This window comes from Stenotrophomonas sp. P5_A9 (assembly GCF_056400525.1).
Window position 1 is genome coordinate 126,618 of sequence record NZ_JBFULC010000002.1, and the last position, 19,045, is coordinate 145,662.

The following is a 19,045-nucleotide window of genomic DNA, read 5'->3' on the forward strand; positions in this document are numbered from 1 at the left end:
GGACCGCCTGGATGGGTCAGACGTAAATGCGCATCGGTGCTTCGTCGATGATCGCGTGCGGCACGAAGCGGGCGCTGTCGCGGGTGATGCGGCTGCTGTCTTCGCGGATGCCCATGCCACAGGCCTGGTCGCCCACCACCCAGCTGCCGACCAGCGGGTAGCCGCCGTCGAAACGGGTGAGCGGATGCGCGGCCTGACGGATCGCCGGACCGGTGTAGGGACCTTCGCTTTCCTGCCAGCTGCCGTCGGCCAGGTGCATGGCAACATTGGCGCCTTCGCGCGAGAACAGCGGCTTGCGCACCCAGCCACGCGGCAGCTCGCTGCCATCGTCGAACTCGGCGGCGAGCAGGTTCGGGTGGCCGCGGTGACGCTGCCACAGCAGCGGCAGCACGCCCTTGTTGCTCAGGATCGCCTTCCACGCCGGTTCCAGCAGCTGCACGCCCGAGGCCGGCAAGGCCTGACCGAACGTCTCGGTCATCAGGTCTTCCAGCGGGTACAGCTTGAACAGGCTGCCGATCACCGTGTCGTCCAACGCAGTGAAGCGGCCGTCTTCGGACAGACCGATATCTTCGATGGCAATCGCCTCGCCGCGCAGCCCGGCCTGGGCGGCGCAGTCGCGCAGGTAGGCGACCGTGCCCTGGTCTTCCTCCGAGCTGCCCACCGCACTGAAATACAGCGGTGGTGGCAACTGCGCGGAGAGCTGCGCAAAACGCTCGACCAGCGCTTCATGGATCGCGTTGAACTGGTCGGCGTGGGGCGGCAAGCGGTTCTGGTTGCGTTGGTCTTCCAGCCATTGCCACTGGAAGAAGGAGGCTTCGAACAGCGAGGTCGGGGTGTCGTAATTGAGCTCGTAGAGCTTGGCCGGGCCGTTGCCGTCGTAGGCGAAATCCAGCCGGCCATACAGATGCGGTTCGCGGCGCCGCCAGCTGTCGGCGATCCAGTCGCGGAACTGCGGCGGGATCGCCAGCTGGTCCATCAACTGCTCGCTGCCGACCACTTCGTCCACCAGCCCCATCGCCATTGCATGCAGCTCGGCGCTGGGGTCTTCGATGTCCTGCTCGATCTGGCGCAGGGTGAAGGCGTAATACGCGCTCTCGTCCCAGTACGGCAGGCCGTCGATGGTGTGGAAGCGGAAGCCGGACTCTTCCGCCCGAGCGCGCCATTGGCTGCGCTCGGCGATACGCACGCGCTGCATCGGTCAGCCGCCGACGCTGCTGCGGCCGCTGCTGGTGCTGCCGAAGCCACCGCGGCTGGCCGTGACGGCACGGTTGGGGGTGGCGTTGACCGGGGCCAGGCCAGCCTTGCCCGCGCCGATGCCACTGGCGGTGTTCAAGCCGCCGCTGCCACCCGGGGCCGGGCGCGCCCAGCCGTTGGCCTTGTCCTGATAGGCCGGGCTGGCGGCCGGCGCCTGCGCCAGGCCGGCGCCACGGTTGCCGAGCATCTGCGACATGAAAAAGCCCATCATCATCGGACCGATGAACGAATGGCCGGTGGAGGTCTTCTGTTCCACGCACTGCTCGGCGCTGTAATCGGCCTGGCAGGCTTCGCGCGAGGCGTACTTGGGGGCGGCATCGGCCGACTGCTTCTGCGCGTTGGCAAAGGCGGTGCGGCAGCTGGACGGATCGCCGGTGGCCTCGGTACAGGCCTGCACCGAGGTGTACAACCCTTCCTGCACCTTGACGGCGTCGTCCTTCTGGCAGGCGGTGAACAGCAGCGGCGCGGCGCTCATCAACAGCAGCGCGGTGGTCCTGGAACGTTTCATGGCGTCATGCCCCCTAATGCGGTTATCCCCTCAATCATGCCTCATCGTCGCGAACAACCAAAACCGGCAAAGCGCGGAAGATGAACGACGTTTCAGCATTCGCCTGGACCGTCTTGGGCGCCGTCGCTGCGGCAGCGGCGAAGGTGGTTGCAAACGCAACCGGAATTTTTCGGCAGAATCGAGGCGAAACGCGCCCCCACGGCCCGCCCGATCCTGCCAGCCACCATGCCTGAATACCGCTCCCGTACGTCCACCGCCGGCCGCAACATGGCCGGCGCCCGCGCCCTGTGGCGCGCCACCGGCATGACCGATGGCGATTTCCACAAGCCGATCATCGCCATCGCCAACTCGTTCACCCAGTTCGTGCCCGGCCACGTGCACCTCAAGGACCTGGGCCAGCTGGTGGCCCGCGAGATCGAGCAGGTCGGCGGCGTCGCAAAAGAGTTCAACACCATCGCGGTGGATGACGGCATCGCCATGGGCCATGACGGCATGCTGTATTCGCTGCCCAGCCGCGAGATCATCGCCGACTCGGTGGAGTACATGGTCAACGCGCACTGCGCCGATGCGCTGGTGTGCATCTCCAACTGCGACAAGATCACCCCGGGCATGTTGATGGCCGCGTTGCGCCTGAACATCCCGGTGGTGTTCGTCTCCGGCGGGCCGATGGAAGCGGGCAAGACGCGGCTGTCCGAGCACAAGCTGGACCTGGTGGATGCGATGGTGATCGCCGCCGATGAAAGCGCCAGCGATGAGAAGGTGGCCGAATACGAGCGCAGCGCCTGCCCCACCTGCGGCTCCTGCTCGGGCATGTTCACCGCCAACTCGATGAACTGCCTGACCGAAGCGCTCGGCCTGTCGCTGCCCGGCAACGGCTCGACCCTGGCCACCCATGCCGACCGCGAGCAGCTGTTCCGCCGCGCCGGGCGCCTGGTCGTGGAGCTGTGCCATCGCTGGTACGGCGGTGAAGACACCAACGCCCTGCCGCGCACCATCGCCAGCATGGCCGCGTTCGAGAACGCGATGACCCTGGACATCGCCATGGGCGGTTCGACCAACACCATCCTGCACCTGCTGGCTGCCGCGCAGGAAGCCGAGGTGGATTTCGACCTGCAGGCCATCGACGCGCTGTCGCGACGCGTGCCGCAGTTGTGCAAGGTCGCGCCGAACACCCCGAAGTACCACATGGAAGACGTGCACCGCGCCGGTGGCGTGTACGGCATCCTCGGTGAACTGGCGCGTGGCGGCCTGCTGCATACCGACGTGCCGACCGTGCACAGCCGCACGCTGGCCGAGGCGATTGCGCGCTGGGATGTCGCGGTGAGCGAGGATGAAAAAGTGCGCGACTTCTTCCGTGCCGGCCCGGCCGGCATCCCCACCCAGATCGCTTTCAGCCAGGCCACACGCTGGCCGACGCTGGACGTGGATCGTGAAGAAGGCTGCATCCGCGCGGTTGCCCATGCCTACTCGGCCGAAGGCGGGCTGGCGGTGCTGCGCGGCAACCTGGCGCCGGATGGCTGCGTGGTGAAAACGGCCGGCGTGGATGAATCCATCCATGTGTTCGAGGGCAATGCGCGCGTGTTCGAGAGCCAGGACGCGGCCGTGGCCGGCATCCTCGCCGACACCGTGGTGGCCGGCGACGTGGTGGTGATCCGCTACGAAGGCCCGCGCGGTGGCCCGGGCATGCAGGAAATGCTGTACCCCACCAGCTACCTGAAATCCAAGGGCCTGGGCAAGCAATGCGCGCTGCTCACCGACGGCCGTTTTTCCGGCGGCACCTCGGGCCTGTCGATCGGCCATGCGTCCCCGGAAGCCGCGTCCGGCGGTGTGATCGGTCTGGTCCGCGAAGGCGACCGTATCCGCATCGATATCCCGGCGCGGCGCATCGATCTGCTGGTCGATGACGCCACGCTGGCCGCGCGCCGCGCCGAGCAGGATGCACTGGGCTGGAAGCCGCGCGAGGCACGCCCGCGCAAGGTCACCGGTGCGTTGAAGGCCTACGCGCTGCTGGCCACCAGTGCCGACAAGGGCGCGGTACGCGACCTGTCCAAGCTGGAAGGCTGACGCGGTAGCGCCACGCCACGCGTGGCTGGATGCCCGGCCAACCCCATCCATCTGCGAAATGCAGCCACGCATGGCGTGGCTCTACCGGGCGTGCGTGGCGCTGCTATGCCGCGTCAGCCGATCACCCGCTTGAACGGCGGTAGTGAATCGATGATGCGCTTGCCGTAACGGCGGGTGAGCAGGCGCGAGTCGAGGATGATCACCCGGCCGGTGTCGGTCGACGTACGGATCAGACGGCCGGAGAACTGGGTCAGCGTGCGCAGCGCGTGCGGGATCGCGATCAGGTTGAACGCATTCAACCCACGGCTTTCGAACCACTCGCTCAAGGTGGAGGTCTGCGGATCGGTCGGCACCGCGAAGGGCACCTGGGTGATCACCACCGTGGTGCAGGCCTCGCCCGGCAGGTCCAGGCCTTCGCCAAACGAGTTCAGCCCGAACAACACCGAGCCCTCCCCGGCCGCGGTGCGCCGCAGGTGCTCGTCGATCATCTTCTGCTTGGCGCTCTCACCCTGCACGAGCACCCGTTTGCGCTGCGCGGCCGGCATCAGCTCGGCCACTTTTTCCATCTTCCAGCGCGAGGTGAACAGCACGATGCTGCCCTTGCCCCAGTCCAGCTCCCGCACCAGGTACTTGGCCACTTCCTTGGGGTGCCCTTCCTTGTCGTCCGGGGTGACCGGGAACGCCGGCACGATCAACTGGGCCTGGTTGGGCAGGTCGAACGGCGAGGACAGCGAGACCAGCTCGGCATCTTCGGGAATGCCGTTGTCAATGGCCAGCGACTGGAAATCGCCGCCGCCGGTGAGCGTGGCCGAGGTCATCACCACCGAATCCACTTCGTCCCACAGCAGCTTGCGCAGCACGTGCGCGGCCGAGATCGGCGAGCCGTGGAGGATGAAATCCCCCTCGCGCGACATCGTCACCCAGCGCGCCATCGGCGGCTGGCCGTCCTTGTCTTCACGGCGCCAGGCGGTCCACAGGTTGTGCTGCTGCTCGATCATTTCCAGCGCCATGCCGAGGTTGCGCTGCAGGCGCTCGCGCGCGGCGTCCTCGGGCTTGCCCTTGGCCACCTGCGCCAGCGCGGCATGGGCCCAGTTGAACAGGCTGCGGGTGTCGTCGGCGATGGCCTCGATATCGGCCATCCAGATCTCCGGCAGGCGCCCGTTCGGGGCGCGCCACATCGGCTCCTGCGCGGACGGGTCCGGGCGCCAGCTGCGGTCGATCACATCGCGGAACGCCTTGAGCTGCTTGCTGACCTTGGCAGCGGCCTCGATGGCTTCGTTGGGCAGCAGGTTGCCCAGCTTGTCCTTGTCCACGGCACGGTAGGACGCGGCGATCAGCACCTGCAGGCGACCGGTGCGCTTGGCCATCTCATCCAGGGCCAGGCTGGCCGCGCCCTGGTCGATGGCCACGCTGCCGATGTGATGGCCTTCGTCGAGCACCAGCAGCATGTCCGAGGGAGCGGCGATCAGCGGCTGGCCGTTGTCGCTCTCACCGATGGACAGCGCCGACAGCAGCAGCGCGTGGTTGGTGACCACGATCTGCGCATCGCGCACGGTGTTGCGCGATCGCAGCACCGCGCACTGCGCCGAGTAGGCGCACTTGCGCCCCGCGCACCCGGAGGCCGGCGTAGTGATGCGCGAGCGCAGCGTGTTGCTGATGGTCTCCGGGGCGTTGTCGAGGTCGCCGTTCCAGCGGCCTTCGAGAAATTCCTTGCTCAGCTTCTGCGCCAGGTCCATTTCGATCGGGGCCAGCGGCCGGTCGAACAGCGGCTGCTCATCCTCGAACATGCCTTCCTGCGCCCCCTCGCCATGCGCTTCGGCGGCGTTGCGCGTGCACAGGTAGCGGGTGCGCCCCTTGGCCAGCGCCACGGTCGCCTCGATGCCGGTGGCCTTGAGGAAGTTGGGGATGTCGCGCTCGACCAGCTGCGACTGCAGCGCCACGGTACCGGTGCTGATCACCAGCTTCTTCTTGGTGGCCAGGGCGATGGGGACGCCAGCGGTCAGGTAGCCCAGCGACTTGCCGACGCCGGTGGGCGCCTCGACCACGCCCACGCCGCCGCTGTGCGACAGCGCACGCGAGACCACGCCGATCATCTGGCTCTGCGAACGCCGGGTACTGAAGCCGGGGGTATTGGCCTGCAGCTTGGCGTAGGCATCGCGGATGGCGGCCTTCATCTCATCGTTAAGCGCACGCGGGGCTTCAACTTTTTCGGTCACGCCGGGAGCTACCTGCCTGGATCACGGCAGGTATTTTCTCACGAGCGGAGGGCAGTGACCGGCGCGGATTTCCGCGCCGGTTCAGATCCGGGATGCAGGTCCGATGTTCAGCCGGCGGGGGTCTGGTTTCGCGTGCGCAGCGCGCGGGTCATCGCCCATACCAGCAACACGATGGCCAGCGCGTCGAACAGGCCCAGCACGAAGTGCGCCCCGCCCAGCCACAGCGACAGGTTGCGCACCGAATCGTAGTTGCCCTGCTGCACCAGCCACATCGGCACCACGTTGAGCACCAGCCCGGCCACGGCGATCACCGCCAGCAGCGCCAGCGCCCACAGCGCCACGCTGCGTACCGCCGTGCGGGGGGTGTCGACCACCCAGACCACCGACACCGCCAGGGCGATCAGGATCGGCAGGCGCGTGGCGACCATGCCCAGCACGGACATCATCATCTCAAGGTTCATGCGCTCAGTCCTCGCCGGCCAGCGCATTCTCGCCGCGCAGTTCGGCATACACCGCATCGGTCTGCGGACGCACCGCATGCCACTGCAGGAAGCTCTCGGCGGCCTGTTCGACCAGCATGCCCAGCCCGTCCACCACGTTGCGGCAGCCGGCCGAACGCGCCCACGCAATGAAGGCGATGGCGGCCTCGCCGTAGTTGAGGTCCACCGCCGTGGTCATGCTGTTGACCAGCCCCAGCGGCAGCTTGAACTCGGCGTCGCGGTCGCGCCCGGCCGAGGTGGCGTTGATGATCAGTTCGAAGTCGCCCAGCTCGCGGATGTCTTCCCAGTAACGGGTGATCGCCCGGCCCGGCTCGCCCATGGCGTCGATCAGCGCATCGGCGCGTTCGGGCGTGCGGTTGACCACCACCAGTTCCAGGATCCCGGCATCCAGCAGCGCCGGGGCGACGCTGCGGGCCGACCCGCCAGCACCGATCAGCAGGGTGCGGCGGCCACGCAGGTCCAGCCCATGGCGGTCGGTGAGGTCGCGCACCAGGCCGATGCCATCGGTGGTGTCGCCGTGCCAGCGGTCGCCCTTGCGCAGCAGCGTGTTGACCGCACCGGCCCGGCGCGCACGCGAGGTCAGGGTGGAGCACAGCGCGAAGGCGGCTTCTTTGTGCGGCGCGGTGACGTTGGCGCCTACCCCGCCTTCGGCGGCGAACGCCTCCAGTGCGGCAGCGAAATCCTCCGGGCTGGCCTCGATGGCACGGTAGTCCAGCGCGATGCCTTCCTGGTGGCCGAACGCGGCGTGGATCCGCGGCGACTGCGAGTGCGCGATGGGCTGGCCGAATACGGCGTAATGGTCGGCGGTCATGGGTGTGTGTCTGCTCCGGGCCTAGAATGGAACGCAAACCCCCAACGGACGCGGCTATGCGCACTCCATTGTCACTGCTCGCGCTGTGCGCCAGTTTACTCTCCGCGCCGCAGGCGATGGCACTTTCCGAATTCGGCATCGAGGGCATGGGCGTGGTCTCGACCAAGGCCAACGAGGCCCAGGCCACGATCTCGCCGGACGGCCAGCGGATCGTCTGGGCCAGCGACCGCCCCGGCGGCGCCGGTGGCTGGGACCTGTGGCAGGCGGTGTTGCGCGACGGCCGCTGGCAGGACCCGACGCCGCTGGCGCTCAACACCGGCCGCGATGAGCTCGACCCGTTCTTCAGCCATGACGGCGCCTGGCTGTACTTCGCCTCCAACCGTGACGGCGGGCGCGGCGGTTTCGACCTGTATGCCGTGATGATCCACGCCGATGGCGGTTTCGGACCGATCATGTCGATGCCGCTGATGGTCAACACCGCCGACGACGAGCGCCGTCCGGCCGTACGTCCGGACGGACAGGCGTTGCTGTTCGCCCGCAATGGCACGCACACCCAGGGTGGCTTCGACCTGTACGTGGCGACCGCGCAGGGCCGGGGCTTCAATACGGCCCAGCCGCTGCCGGCGCCGCTCAACAGCGCGGCCGACGAGCTGGGCGGCGACTGGCTGGGCAACGACGGCGCGCTGGCGATCACCCGGGCCACCGCCAGCGGATCGCAGGTGTGGCTGGTGGGCTGTGACTACCGCCAGCCGGCCACGCCGCTGACGCTGTCGTTCAACACGGCCAACGGCCAGACCGGGTCGCCGGTGGTGGACGCCTCCAAGCCGTCGGAAATGACGGTGGCTGGCGCGGCACGCGCACCGCGTGCCGGCGGGCTGGATCTTTATCGGATGAAGACGCCGGCGGCGCCGGGGACGGCCTGCCGCTGAGGGTTCATCGGCGCCGGGGAGGCAGCCACGCATGGCGTGGCTCTACCCCCGGGTCGCGGTTGCCCTGCGGAAACGTGGCCTGGCCCGCCTGCATCAGCCGCAGGAACCCGGTAGAGCCACGCCATGCGTGGCTGCTTTTCCCGGCCGCACCGAACGCGCGGGTGCGCTCAGCGCGATGCCAACAACGCCGCGCGCTGTTGTTCGTACTGCGCTTCGCTGATCTCGCCGTTGTCCTTGCGCTGGTTCAATTCGGCCAACTGCGCCTGCAGTGCCGGTGCCAACTGGCTCTCACGGGCCACGCGGGCGGCGGCCGAGGGCTGCTCCGGCGGCCGCTTGGCGGCACGCAGCACCCCACGGATGATCAGGCCGATCACCACGGCGAAGACGGTGACCCCGGTGCCCCAGGTGAGCCACTGCACCCATCCCATCGTCTGCATCATTGTCGTCCTGTATGCGTGTGGGCGCGTATTGTCAGCGCTGCCGCAGCCAACGCGCCACCTGCGGCGCGAAATAGGTCAGTACGCCATCGGCGCCAGCGCGCTTGAAGCCCATCAGCGACTCCAGCACGCAGGCGCGTTCGTCCAGCCAGCCATTGGCGAAGGCGGCCTTCATCATCGCGTACTCGCCGCTCACCTGGTAGGCGAAGGTCGGCACGCCGAACTGCTGCTTCACCCGGCGAACCAGGTCCAGGTAGGGCATACCCGGCTTGACCATCACCATGTCCGCGCCTTCTTCCAGGTCCAGCGCGATCTCGCGCATGGCCTCATCGCCGTTGGCCGGGTCCATCTGGTAGGTTTTCTTGTCGGCCTTGCCGAGGCTGGCCGAGCTGCCCACGGCATCGCGGAACGGGCCGTAGAACGCCGAAGCGTACTTGGCCGAGTAGGCCATGATGCGCACGTTGACGTGGCCGGCGGCATCCAGCGCGCGGCGGATCGCCCCGATGCGCCCGTCCATCATGTCCGACGGCGAAATGATGTCCACGCCGGCCTCGGCATGCGACAGCGACTGCTTCACCAACGCCTCGACGGTGATGTCGTTGAGCACGTAGCCCTTGTCGTCGATGATGCCGTCCTGGCCGTGGGTGGTGTAGGGGTCCAGCGCCACGTCGGTCATCACGCCCAGCTCGGGGAAGCGCGACTTCAGCGCACGGATCGCCCGCTGCGCCAGGCCGTTGTCGTCCCATGCCGCGGCCGCATCGAGCGACTTGCCGGCCGGGTCGATCACCGGGAACAGGTCGATCACCGGAATGCCCAGTTCCAGCGCTTCCTCGGCCACCTTGAGCAGTTCGTCGATGGACAGCCGCTCCACGCCGGGCATCGAGGCCACCGGCGCGCGGCCGGCCAGATCGTGCACGAACACCGGGTAGATCAGGTCGTCGGTGGTGAGCGTGTTTTCGCGCATCAGGCGGCGCGAGAACTCGTCGTGACGCATGCGGCGGGGGCGGTAGTCGGGATGGGCCATGGGGTTGCTCCGTAACGGAATGCGGTAGGACGCGGCAGGTTTACTGCAGCAGGTAACGATGCGGTTGCAGCGGCGCAGGCAGGGGCGCCACGCCGAGGCTGTCGAGCAGGTCGATTTCGATGGTGCGCACCAGCGCATCCAGCGGCAGGTCGTTGGGCTCCAGCCCGAACGGCTCTTCCATCTCTTCGCCCAGCTGGTCCAGGCCGAAGAAGGCGTAGGCCAACACCGCCGACACCACCGGGGTAGCCCAGCCCAGCGAGCTGGCCAGGCCGAACGGCAACAGCACGCAGAACATCCACGCGCAGCGGTGCAGCAGCAGGGTGTAGGCGAACGGCAACGGCGTGGAGAGGATGCGCTCGCAGCCGGCCTGGATGCTGGACATCGCATGCAGGCGCGTCTCGAACTGGCTGTAGAGAATGGGATCGAGGCGGCCGCCGCGCAGCGGCTCGGCCAGGTCGGCGGCGATCATCGCCAGCAACTGGTCCGGCACGTTGAGGCGTTCGCCCAGGCGCGCGTGGTCTGCATCGCTCACCCAGGGCAGCGCGGCCAGCCCGGCATCGCGACCGCGCAGCTTGGCTGCCAGCGCATGGGCGAAACCGATCCCGAGCCGACAGATGCGCGCGCGGCGCGGCGAATCATCTGACAGCAGCGCCGTGCACAGCCGCGCCAGGCTGCGCGATTCGTAGACCAGCTGGCCCCACAGCTTGCGGCCTTCCCACCAGCGTTCGAAGCAGGCGTTGTTGCGGAAGCTCAGGAAGATCGACAGCACCAGGCCCAGCAGGGTGAACGGGGCCACCGAGACGCGCTCGATGCCCGACGGGTGCCAGACCTCGGCGAAGGCGGCCACGGCGATCGACAGCAGCAGGATCGCCAGCACCTTGGGGGCCACCGCCGGAACGATGGAGCCGCGCAGGATGTACAGCAGTTGCCAGCCGTGGGGACGAGGACGAATGATCATCGAGAGCGGGAGTGGCGCCCGGGCGGGCGTGGGCCGGCGGCAGGCCCGCAGCGGCAGCGGTAAATTGTACGCCGATGCGCGGCGCTGCCCGGTCGCTGCGACCGATGGTCGCAGCCGGTCGTGTCACCGGCGATCGGGCTCAGACGATGCCGCCGCCCAGGCCCAGGCGCACGATCCCCACCACCACCACGATGCCGTTGAGCACCAGCCCGGCCCAGGCCCGGCCGCGCTTGGTGGGGTGGGTGAACAGGATGCCCAGCGCGGCGATGACCGCGCCGACTGCCGCGAACGGGATCAGGAACCAGTTGCCCCAGCCCAGCAGCGGGATCAGGGCCAGGATCATCCACAGCAGTGCCAGGATGCCCCACAACAGACTGATCAACCCCATGCCAGGCTCCTTCGGTGATATTGGCGTCACCATAGCCTAAAACCGGGGCGTAGCTGACGCGTTCATCGGCGCCTGCGGCCGGTCGCGTGGACCGCGGCACGCCGCTCACCTCGACAGTGCTAGCGTGAAGATCACGACGTTGGCACCGATTCAGTGGCCGCCACCGATGATCGCGCCACGGGCCGATGGTCCCTACCGAACAGGGGTGATGCATGAACATCCGATCGATTGCCGTACTTGGCATGCTGCTGGCCCTGGCCGGCTGCGCCAGTACGTCCAAGGTGATGCTGGGCCAGGCGCGCGCGCCGGTGGATCCGGCCAGCGTCCAGATCTATTCGACCCCGCCGGCCGGCTCGGTCGAGATCGCGCAGCTGGAATCGGCCAGCGCGGTGGGATTCGGCACGCAGGGCCAGACCGACGCGGCGGTGATGCGGCTCAAGCGCGAAGCGGCCGCACTCGGCGCCAATGGTGTGATCCTGATGGGCGTAGGGTCCAGCGGCTCGCCGGTGGGCATGTCGGTGGGTGCCGGCAGCTTCGGCTCGCACGTGGGCGGCGGTGTAGGCATCGGCATCCCGACCACCCAGAAGCGGGCGGCCGGCGTGGCGATCTGGGTACCCAACCCGGCGCCACCGGCACGCCTGCCGACGCAGACGATTACGCCGCAGCGATAACGGCAAAACCCGCCGCGGGATCCATTAGGGTAGTGCCGGCCGCTGGCCGGCAACCTCGCACATCCTGATGGGCTCATGAGGTTGCCGGCGGCAGACCGGCTCAGCGCTTGGCTGCGGCCTTGTACTTCGGCACGAAGACCTCGTTCACCGCCTGGGCCAGCTGGTCCGGCGGCAGCAGGCCCTGGTCGAGCAGGAAGTTGTTGAACGCCAGGCGGTCGAAGCGCTTGCCCAACGCCAGCTCGGTCTGCATGCGCAGTTCCAGGATGCGCGTGTACCCGTAGAAGTAGCTGCCGGCCTGGCCGGGCATGCGCACCATGTAACGGTCCAGTTCCTGGGTGGCCATCGCCTTGGACAGGCCGACGTCGTCGATCAGCACGCGCTCGGCGTTGGCGCGGTCGATCAGGCCCAGGTTGAGCATCGGGTCGAGCATCGCGCGGGCGGCGCGCAGCAGGCGGAACTGCAGTGCGATCAGCTGCCCGTCCAGCGGTTCGTACGGCACCATCTCCGCTTCGGCATACAGCGCCCAGCCTTCTACGTTGACCGAGTTGAAGGCGAACATGGTGCGCGCCAGCGAGATGCCGCGCTCGACCATCGCGGTGAACTGCAGCTCGTGGCCCGGCCGACCTTCGTGCGCGCTCAGGGTCCATGCGGCCGAACCGAAGTTGAAATCGTCGTACTGCGCGGCCTTGTCGCCGGCGGCGGGGTTGCCCAGCGGCAGTACGAAGGTGCCCTGCTGCCCGGTGTTCCCGACCAGCGGCGCGGGCAGGAAGTGCGGGGCCGGCGAGGCCGCGCTCTCGGCCGCCGAGCCCAGCCGCATCTGCATCGGGCGCTGCGGCACGTCGACGATCTTCTCGCGGCGGATGATCGGGTCGATTGCATCGATGACGCCACGGTAGTGGTGCTCGAGCTGGTCGTCGGCGATCTTGTCACCCTTCAGCGCGCGCACCACCGCGACCGGATCGGTCGGGTCGGCCACCTTCAGGCCCTTGGCCTGGACCACCAGCGGCGCCAGCTGGCGCATCGCCGAGCGGGTTTCCATGAATTCCAGCTGCGCACGCTGCATCAGCACCGCCGGGGCGATGTCGATGCCTACCCGCTTGAGCTGGTAGGCGTACAGCGGCTCGGGCAGGCGCGCGTCGGTGCGGGCCTTGGGCAGCACCGCGCTGCGGGTCCAGTCGCGGTACTCGCGCAGCTGGGTGGCAATGGTCTTCAGCGCTTCATCGGCGCCGGCCACCTTGTACTTGCCAAACAGCTGTTCGATGCCGGTGATGTAGGTGTCCACGTTGGCCAGCGACTGCTCGACTTCGATCTTCGTCGGCTGCAGCAGGGTCTTGTCGCCCAGGCGCTCTTCATAGCGCTGGCGCGACAGCGTGGTGACCGGCTGGGTGCCCGGGGCGAGGCCGGCATACGCCTTCAGGCGGTCCAGGGCCTTGGCCCGGCGCTCGGCGGGCACCTGGTCGGACAGCAGCAGGTTGAGGCCGCTGAACACGGTCTGCGGGGTATCGCTCCACGGCAGCAGGTACTTGTCGTTGAGCTCGCTGCCTTCGATGTTCTGGCTGGCCGCGGCGATCATGATCGCCAGGTCCTGGCGCACGTTGGGATCGCGCTCGGTGCTCAGCTTGGCCTGTAGTTCGGTGCGTGCCTTGGCCATGGCCGCGCGGTAGCGGGCGCCGTTGTCCGGGCCGAAATCGGCCACCTTGTCGTCATAGCCGGGCACGCCGAAGAAACCGGTCTCTTCCGGCTGGAATGGGCCCTGCGCATCCAGCAGGATCTGCGCCAGCTGGTTGCTGCGGGTGACCCACGCCGGGCTGGCGGCGGGTTTGGCGGTGGCAGGCTGGGCAGCGGCCTGCCTGGCCAACGCCGGCGGCGCCGACAGGGTGGCGGGGACGGTCAGGGCCAGCGCAACAGCAAGGACGAGCGGCTTCATGCGGGAACTCCAGGGCAGGATGCCTGCGACCCTACGCACTCACGGCGCGCCCGGCAATCGGCCGGAGGTCATGCGCCGATCAGGCCCCCAGCGACCCGGACGGCAACGGGCATTGGCCATTGGCGCGGCATTCTTCCAAGGCGCAGCTGTCGGCGGCCTCTTCGTCGTCCAGTGCGGTGAGGTCGATGGCCTCCTTGCCCTCAGTGACCACGTACAGCATCGGGTAGTCCCATTGCCCGCCGCTGCGCCGGGCATTGAGGAACAGGCGGCCATCGCCGCGCGGGCCGGACAGCGCGATCACGAACTGGCTCTGCCCGGTGGTGTGCATGGAACCGGCCGGCAGGTAGCCGTCCTGCACCGGCTCGCCGAGCGCCTGCACCAGTTCGATGTTGCAGCGCGCGCGGCGCATGGCCTCCTGGTAGGGCGTGCTGGATTTGCTCCAGTACGCCCACTGCGACAGCGCGAACCACACCGCCCAGACCGCCGCGGCGATCCCCACCACCACCGCCAGTGGCATTGCCCAGCGCCAGTGGCGGCGCCACCAGCCGGTGGATGCGGTCTTTCCGGTCAATACGGGGGGCGATGTCATCGGCAAACTCCTTGTCGGGCCGGTGGCGGAAGCGGTGGGTCAGCGGGGCAGGCAGCGCCCCAGGAAATCCTCGGCCAGACGATAGCGGTGCAGCGCATTGCTGCCCGACAGGCCGTGCTTGGCGCCCGGGTAGGTCATCAGTTCGAACGGCTGGCCACGCTTCTGCAGCGCGCTCATCAACGAGGTCGAATTGGTGAACAGCACGTTGTCATCGGCCATGCCGTGGATCAGCAGCAGGCGCGAGCGCAGGCCGTCGATGTGGGCCAGCACGCGCGCGGCTTCATAGCCCTTCGGATTGTTGGCCGGCAGGTTCATGTAGCGCTCGGTGTAGTGGCTGTCATACAGGCCCCAATCGGTGACCGGCGCGCCAGCCACGCCGCAGGCGTAGGTGTCCGACGCCTTGGCCAGCAGCATCAGGGTCATGTAGCCGCCGTTGGACCAGCCCTGCACGCCGATGCGCGCCGGGTCCACCCAGGCCTGCTGCTTCAGCCAGGCCACGCCGCGCAGCTGGTCGGCCACTTCCACCGTGCCCTGCACGCCATACAGCGCGCCGCCGAAATCGCGGCCGCGACGCGGCGTGCCGCGGTTGTCCAGCGAGAACACCACGTAACCCTGCTGGGCCAGGTACTGGTTGAACAGGTGGTCGCCACGGCCGGGCCAGCTGTCGGTGACGGTCTGGCTGGCCGGGCCGCCATACACGTACACCACCACCGGATAGCGCCGGGCCGGATCGAAACCGGCCGGCTTGATCAGGCTGTAGTGCAGCTCGGTCGTGTCGTCGGCAGCGGTAAGCGTGCCGAACTCGACCGGGCGCTGCGCATCCAGGTAGCGCGCGTAGGGGTGCTGCGGATCGCGCAGATTGTTTTCGACCAGGGTGGCGATCTTCTCGCCGTTGGCGCGGAACAGGGCGATCTGCGGCGGGGTGGAGGTGTTGGACCAGCTGTCCACGTAGACGCTGGCATTCTTGGCGAAGCTGGCACTGTGCATGCCCGGTGCCTGCGACAGGCGCTGCAGCGTGCCGCCCTGCAGCGGCACGGCGTAGATCTGGCTTTCGCGCGGCGAATCGACACCGGCGCGGAAGTACACCTTGCCGGCGGCTTCGTCCACGGCCAGCAGTTCATCGACGGGCCAGTGACCGCTGGTGAGCGCGGTGACGGTCTTGCCGTCGTCGGAGACGCGGTACAGATGCTCGAAACCGCTGCGCTCGGACGACCACACGAAGCCGCCCTGCTTCAGGAAATGCAGGCTGTTGTGCAGCGGCACCCAGGTCCTGGAGGTTTCGGTGACCAGCGTGTGCTGCTGGCCGCTGGCCAGATCGGCCTGGATCAGTTCCAGGCGCTTCTGGTCGCGCGACTGGCGCTGGAAGGTCAGGCGCTGCGGATCGCGCCAATCCACCCGTGCCAGGTAGATGTCCGGGTTGCGGCCGAGGTCGATCCAGCGCGGTGCGGCATCGGCCTTCGGCGCGATCACCGCGAGCTTGACGGTGACGTTGTGGTCGCCGGCCGCCGGATAGCGCTGCTCGATCATCTCGGTGCGGTCGGCATACATCTCATAGCGCTTCTGCACCGGCACCGGGCTTTCATCGATGCGCGCAAAGGCGATCGCCGAGTCGTCCGGCGCCCACCAGTAACCGGTGTGGCGGTCCATCTCCTCATCGGCAACGAATTCGGCCACGCCGTTGCCGATGGTGTCGCTGCCGTCGCCGGTGAGCTGGATCTGCTTGCCGCTGGCCAGGTCGATCACCCACAGGTTGCGCGCGCGCACGAAGCTGACGAACCCGCCCTTGGGCGAGAGCTTGGCATCGGTGGCGAACCCTTCGCCGTGGGTGAGCTGGCGTACCGCCGCCTTGCCCTGTTTGCTCAGGTCGTACAGGTAAAGCTCGCCGCCGAGCGGAAACAGCAAGGTGCGTGCGTCGGGCGACCACTGGTAATCGACGATCCCGGTCATCGCGGCGATGCGCTGGCGCTCGCGGCGGGCTTTTTCGGCATCGCTCAGGGTTTCTTCGCCCGGCAGCACTACCTTGGAGTCGACCAGCAGGTGGGTCGTGCCGCTGGCGATGTCGTAGGCCCACAGGTCCAGCTGGTTGCGGTCGGCGTCCTTGCCGCGCAGGAAGCTGACCTGCGAGCCGTCCGGGGCGACCTTGGGTTTCATCAGGGTCGGGCCGGACAACGGCAAGGGGCCGGTGATGGCCTCCAGGGTCAGCTTTTCGGCGTGGGCGAGCGTGGTCGAAGCGAGCATGAGGGCAAGTGAAGCAAACAGGTGGCGCATGAAGGATTCCGGCAGCGTCTGGACGTTCCCCGCCCGCGCGGGGCGGACGGGGAGCAGTTCATCCTAACCAAAAGCCTTGCGCCCGTGCCGGCGGTTGGGCGGGGTGCGGCTGCGGCGGGCGTTTTGGGGAACCGGCCAGCGGCCGGCACTACCCTCTGGGTCGGTGGGGATGTCTGGAGCGGGGCGGCGGCGGGTAGTCCCGGCTCAGCGCTGGCCGAACAGGTGCCTGCGCTCTTCCTCGCTCAGCGGCTTGCCGGCGTCCGGGTTGACCTTCTGGCGCAGCGCATAGGCGCGCTGGGTGGCCGGGCGCGCGGCGATGGCCTCGTGCCAGCGCTTGAGGTGCGGGAAGGCGGCGAAATCCACCGGCAGCTTTTCGTATGCCCCGATCCACGGGTAACTGGCCATGTCGGCGATGCTGTATTCCGCACCGCCGAGGAAAGCGCTGTCGGCCAGGCGCTTGTCCATCACCCCGTGCAGGCGGCGCACTTCGTTGTTGTAGCGCTCGATGGCATAGGGAATCTGCTCGGGCGCATACACGTTGAAGTGGCCCATCTGCCCGCTCATCGGGCCCAGCCCGGCCATCTGCCAGAACAGCCACTCCAGCACCGCCACCCGGCCGCGTGCATCGGATGGCACGAAGCGGCCGGTCTTCTCGGCCAGGTACAGCAGGATCGCGCCGGACTCGAACACGCTCTGTGGGGCGCCACCGTCGGCGGGCTGGTGGTCGACCAGGGCCGGCATCTTGTTGTTGGGCGAGATCGCCAGGAATTCGGGCTTGAACTGGTCGCCGGCGCCGATGTTGACCGGCTTGATCTGGTACGGCAGGCCCAGCTCTTCCAGCAGCAGCGTGACTTTGTGGCCGTTGGGGGTGGGCCAGTAGTACAGGTCGATCATGGCGGCGCACTCGCGGATGGGTAAGTCTGGAGTCTAGTGCGTCGGTTGGGTGGCGGGGTCACGGCGGACCCGTTAACCTGCCGCGTCCCCCGCAACGCAGCATTCCAGCATGAGCGCCCCCGAAAAGCCCATCAGCCCCCTGTCGTCCCTGATCTTCGCCTCGCGCTGGCTGCAGCTGCCGCTGTACCTGGGCCTGATCCTGGCGCAGTGCGTGTATGTGTTCCTGTTCGGCAAGGAACTGTGGCACCTGCTGCACAAGGCCAACAGCATGGGCGAGCAGGAAATCATGCTGCTGGTGCTGGGCCTGATCGACGTGGTGATGATCTCCAACCTGCTGGTGATGGTGATCGTGGGCGGCTATGAGACCTTCGTCTCGCGCCTGCGCCTGGAGAACCATCCCGACCAGCCGGAATGGCTCAGCCACGTCAATGCCAGCGTGCTGAAGGTGAAGCTGGCGCTGTCAATCATCGGCATCTCCTCGATCCACCTGCTCAAGACCTTCATCGCCGCCGGCAGCCTGGACAGCCTTCCCTCGTGCAACAGCGATGTCTACATCCAGGCGGTGGCCAGCGCCGTTGCAGCCGCCGGCCCGAGCGCCGCAGTGGCCTTCAAGTGCACCGCGTTCACCTCCACCGGGGTGATGTGGCAGACCATCATCCATGCCGCCTTCATCCTGTCGGCGATCGGCATCGCCTACACCGACAAGCTGATGAGCGGCACGCCCAGCAAGACGCTGTCGCACTGACGCTTGCCCGGCGGCGCCGGCATCGGTCACGATGCCGGCCTGCCCTCGCCGCCCGGCCCCCGGCCGGGCGAGGGGGTGCTAGATTGCACACCTGCAGTACTGCCGTGGACGTCGGGAAACGTCCATGGGCCTCGGCCAGCCTGACCGCATCGGGCCTTACGTATCGTCGTCTTCAAAGGGGAGTTGGATGTCGCACGTCAACACGATCGCCAAGGCGCGCCTGCTTGCGCCGCTGACCCTGCTGGTGGCCCTGGCCGCCTGCTCGGGCAAGGACGAACCGGCACCGGCCGCGCCTGCCGCAGGGACCGCCACCACCGCCACGCCGGCGGCGCCGGCCGCACCGGCGGTCTCGGCCAAGGTGCAGTCGATGGGCACCGACCAGCTGCGCGACCTGGCCAGCCAGGCCCTGCGCGAAAACCGCATGTACGCCCCGGCCGGCGACAACGCCATCGAGTACTACCTGGCGCTGCGCGACAAGACCCCCGATGACGCCTCGGTCAAGAGCGCGCTGACCGACCTGCTGCCCTACACCCTGATCGCGGCCGAGCAGAGCCTGGGCCGCGAGGACTTCGCCGAATCGCAGCGGCTGGTCGCGCTGATCGAAAAGGTCGACGCCACCGCACCGGCGCTGCCGCGCCTGAAGCAGGGCATCAGCGGCGGCATGCAGACCGCGCTCAAGCGCACCCAGGAAGAGACCGACAAGGTCAAGAAGGACGCCGAAAGCCGCACCAAGCAGCTGGCCGACCAGCAGCGCCAGGCCCAGCAGCAGGCCACCGAAGCCGAAGCGGCCCGCACCATCGCCGCCCAGCAGGATGCCGCCCGCCGCGACGGCGAGCGCCAGGCCGAGCGCCAGGCCGCGACC

Annotated in this window: 18 protein-coding genes; 5 read left to right on the forward strand and 13 right to left on the reverse strand. The window is 68.2% G+C overall.

The window, feature by feature from the left end; genetic code table 11:
* Positions 1–16: 16 nt before the first annotated feature.
* Complete coding sequence (locus tag AC1DR7_RS01290; protein WP_457318007.1) at positions 17–1,195, reverse strand: glutathionylspermidine synthase family protein; 1,179 nt, start codon at positions 1,193–1,195, stop codon at positions 17–19.
* A gap of 3 nt (positions 1,196–1,198) precedes the next feature.
* The gene (locus AC1DR7_RS01295; RefSeq protein ID WP_256774818.1) at positions 1,199–1,762 is read right to left on the reverse strand and encodes a DUF1190 domain-containing protein; all 564 of its coding nucleotides are present in this window, start codon (positions 1,760–1,762) and stop codon (positions 1,199–1,201) included.
* Positions 1,763–1,987: 225 nt separating this feature from the next.
* On the opposite strand from AC1DR7_RS01295, the gene ilvD reads away from it, so the two are divergent.
* Positions 1,988–3,826, forward strand: coding sequence for a dihydroxy-acid dehydratase (gene ilvD / locus AC1DR7_RS01300; protein WP_457318006.1), 1,839 nt, complete (start codon positions 1,988–1,990; stop codon positions 3,824–3,826).
* Between the two features lie 113 nt (positions 3,827–3,939).
* On the opposite strand, the gene dinG is transcribed toward ilvD, so the two are convergent.
* The 3 genes from dinG to aroE form a co-directional block, all read right to left on the reverse strand.
* Complete coding sequence (gene dinG, locus AC1DR7_RS01305) at positions 3,940–6,042, reverse strand: ATP-dependent DNA helicase DinG (RefSeq protein WP_478051112.1); 2,103 nt, start codon at positions 6,040–6,042, stop codon at positions 3,940–3,942.
* A gap of 107 nt (positions 6,043–6,149) precedes the next feature.
* Complete coding sequence (locus AC1DR7_RS01310) at positions 6,150–6,503, reverse strand: hypothetical protein (protein WP_478051111.1); 354 nt, start codon at positions 6,501–6,503, stop codon at positions 6,150–6,152.
* Between the two features lie 4 nt (positions 6,504–6,507).
* On the reverse strand, positions 6,508–7,353 hold the full coding sequence (gene aroE / locus AC1DR7_RS01315) for a shikimate dehydrogenase (RefSeq protein ID WP_457318003.1): 846 nt from the start codon (positions 7,351–7,353) through the stop codon (positions 6,508–6,510).
* Positions 7,354–7,409: 56 nt separating this feature from the next.
* Here aroE and AC1DR7_RS01320 point away from each other — a divergent pair, with 56 nt between their 5' ends.
* Positions 7,410–8,282 carry a TolB family protein gene (locus AC1DR7_RS01320; RefSeq protein WP_457318002.1) on the forward strand — a complete coding sequence of 291 codons (873 nt, stop codon included), beginning with the start codon at positions 7,410–7,412 and terminating at the stop codon, positions 8,280–8,282.
* 167 nt (positions 8,283–8,449) lie between these two features.
* On the opposite strand, the gene AC1DR7_RS01325 is transcribed toward AC1DR7_RS01320, so the two are convergent.
* From AC1DR7_RS01325 to AC1DR7_RS01340, 4 genes are all read right to left on the reverse strand, one after another.
* Complete coding sequence (locus AC1DR7_RS01325; RefSeq protein ID WP_256774823.1) at positions 8,450–8,722, reverse strand: SHOCT domain-containing protein; 273 nt, start codon at positions 8,720–8,722, stop codon at positions 8,450–8,452.
* Between the two features lie 31 nt (positions 8,723–8,753).
* Positions 8,754–9,743 (reverse strand): porphobilinogen synthase, encoded by a 990-nt coding sequence (hemB, locus tag AC1DR7_RS01330; protein ID WP_457318001.1) that lies wholly within the window; start codon positions 9,741–9,743, stop codon positions 8,754–8,756.
* 40 nt (positions 9,744–9,783) lie between these two features.
* Positions 9,784–10,701 (reverse strand): bestrophin family protein, encoded by a 918-nt coding sequence (locus tag AC1DR7_RS01335; protein ID WP_457318000.1) that lies wholly within the window; start codon positions 10,699–10,701, stop codon positions 9,784–9,786.
* A 139-nt stretch (positions 10,702–10,840) separates the two neighbouring features.
* Positions 10,841–11,089 carry a hypothetical protein gene (locus tag AC1DR7_RS01340; protein ID WP_256774826.1) on the reverse strand — a complete coding sequence of 83 codons (249 nt, stop codon included), beginning with the start codon at positions 11,087–11,089 and terminating at the stop codon, positions 10,841–10,843.
* 212 nt (positions 11,090–11,301) lie between these two features.
* Between AC1DR7_RS01340 and AC1DR7_RS01345 the strand changes: the two genes are divergently transcribed.
* Complete coding sequence (locus AC1DR7_RS01345) at positions 11,302–11,760, forward strand: hypothetical protein (protein WP_457317999.1); 459 nt, start codon at positions 11,302–11,304, stop codon at positions 11,758–11,760.
* A 100-nt stretch (positions 11,761–11,860) separates the two neighbouring features.
* Here the strand turns inward: AC1DR7_RS01345 and AC1DR7_RS01350 are convergent, their stop codons facing one another.
* The 4 genes from AC1DR7_RS01350 to AC1DR7_RS01365 form a co-directional block, all read right to left on the reverse strand.
* Positions 11,861–13,687: a DUF885 domain-containing protein gene (locus AC1DR7_RS01350; RefSeq protein WP_457321220.1), complete on the reverse strand. Its 1,827-nt coding sequence runs from the start codon at positions 13,685–13,687 to the stop codon at positions 11,861–11,863.
* A gap of 79 nt (positions 13,688–13,766) precedes the next feature.
* On the reverse strand, positions 13,767–14,276 hold the full coding sequence (locus AC1DR7_RS01355; RefSeq protein WP_457321222.1) for a cytochrome c oxidase assembly factor Coa1 family protein: 510 nt from the start codon (positions 14,274–14,276) through the stop codon (positions 13,767–13,769).
* Between the two features lie 39 nt (positions 14,277–14,315).
* Positions 14,316–16,544 (reverse strand): S9 family peptidase, encoded by a 2,229-nt coding sequence (locus AC1DR7_RS01360; RefSeq protein WP_478051815.1) that lies wholly within the window; start codon positions 16,542–16,544, stop codon positions 14,316–14,318.
* A gap of 204 nt (positions 16,545–16,748) precedes the next feature.
* The gene (locus AC1DR7_RS01365; RefSeq protein ID WP_457317840.1) at positions 16,749–17,438 is read right to left on the reverse strand and encodes a glutathione S-transferase N-terminal domain-containing protein; all 690 of its coding nucleotides are present in this window, start codon (positions 17,436–17,438) and stop codon (positions 16,749–16,751) included.
* Between the two features lie 109 nt (positions 17,439–17,547).
* Between AC1DR7_RS01365 and AC1DR7_RS01370 the strand changes: the two genes are divergently transcribed.
* Positions 17,548–18,183 carry a TIGR00645 family protein gene (locus AC1DR7_RS01370; protein WP_457317839.1) on the forward strand — a complete coding sequence of 212 codons (636 nt, stop codon included), beginning with the start codon at positions 17,548–17,550 and terminating at the stop codon, positions 18,181–18,183.
* Between the two features lie 187 nt (positions 18,184–18,370).
* Positions 18,371–19,045, forward strand: a 675-nt coding sequence (locus AC1DR7_RS01375) for an energy transducer TonB (RefSeq protein WP_478076369.1), incomplete at its 3' end; no start/stop codon positions are given.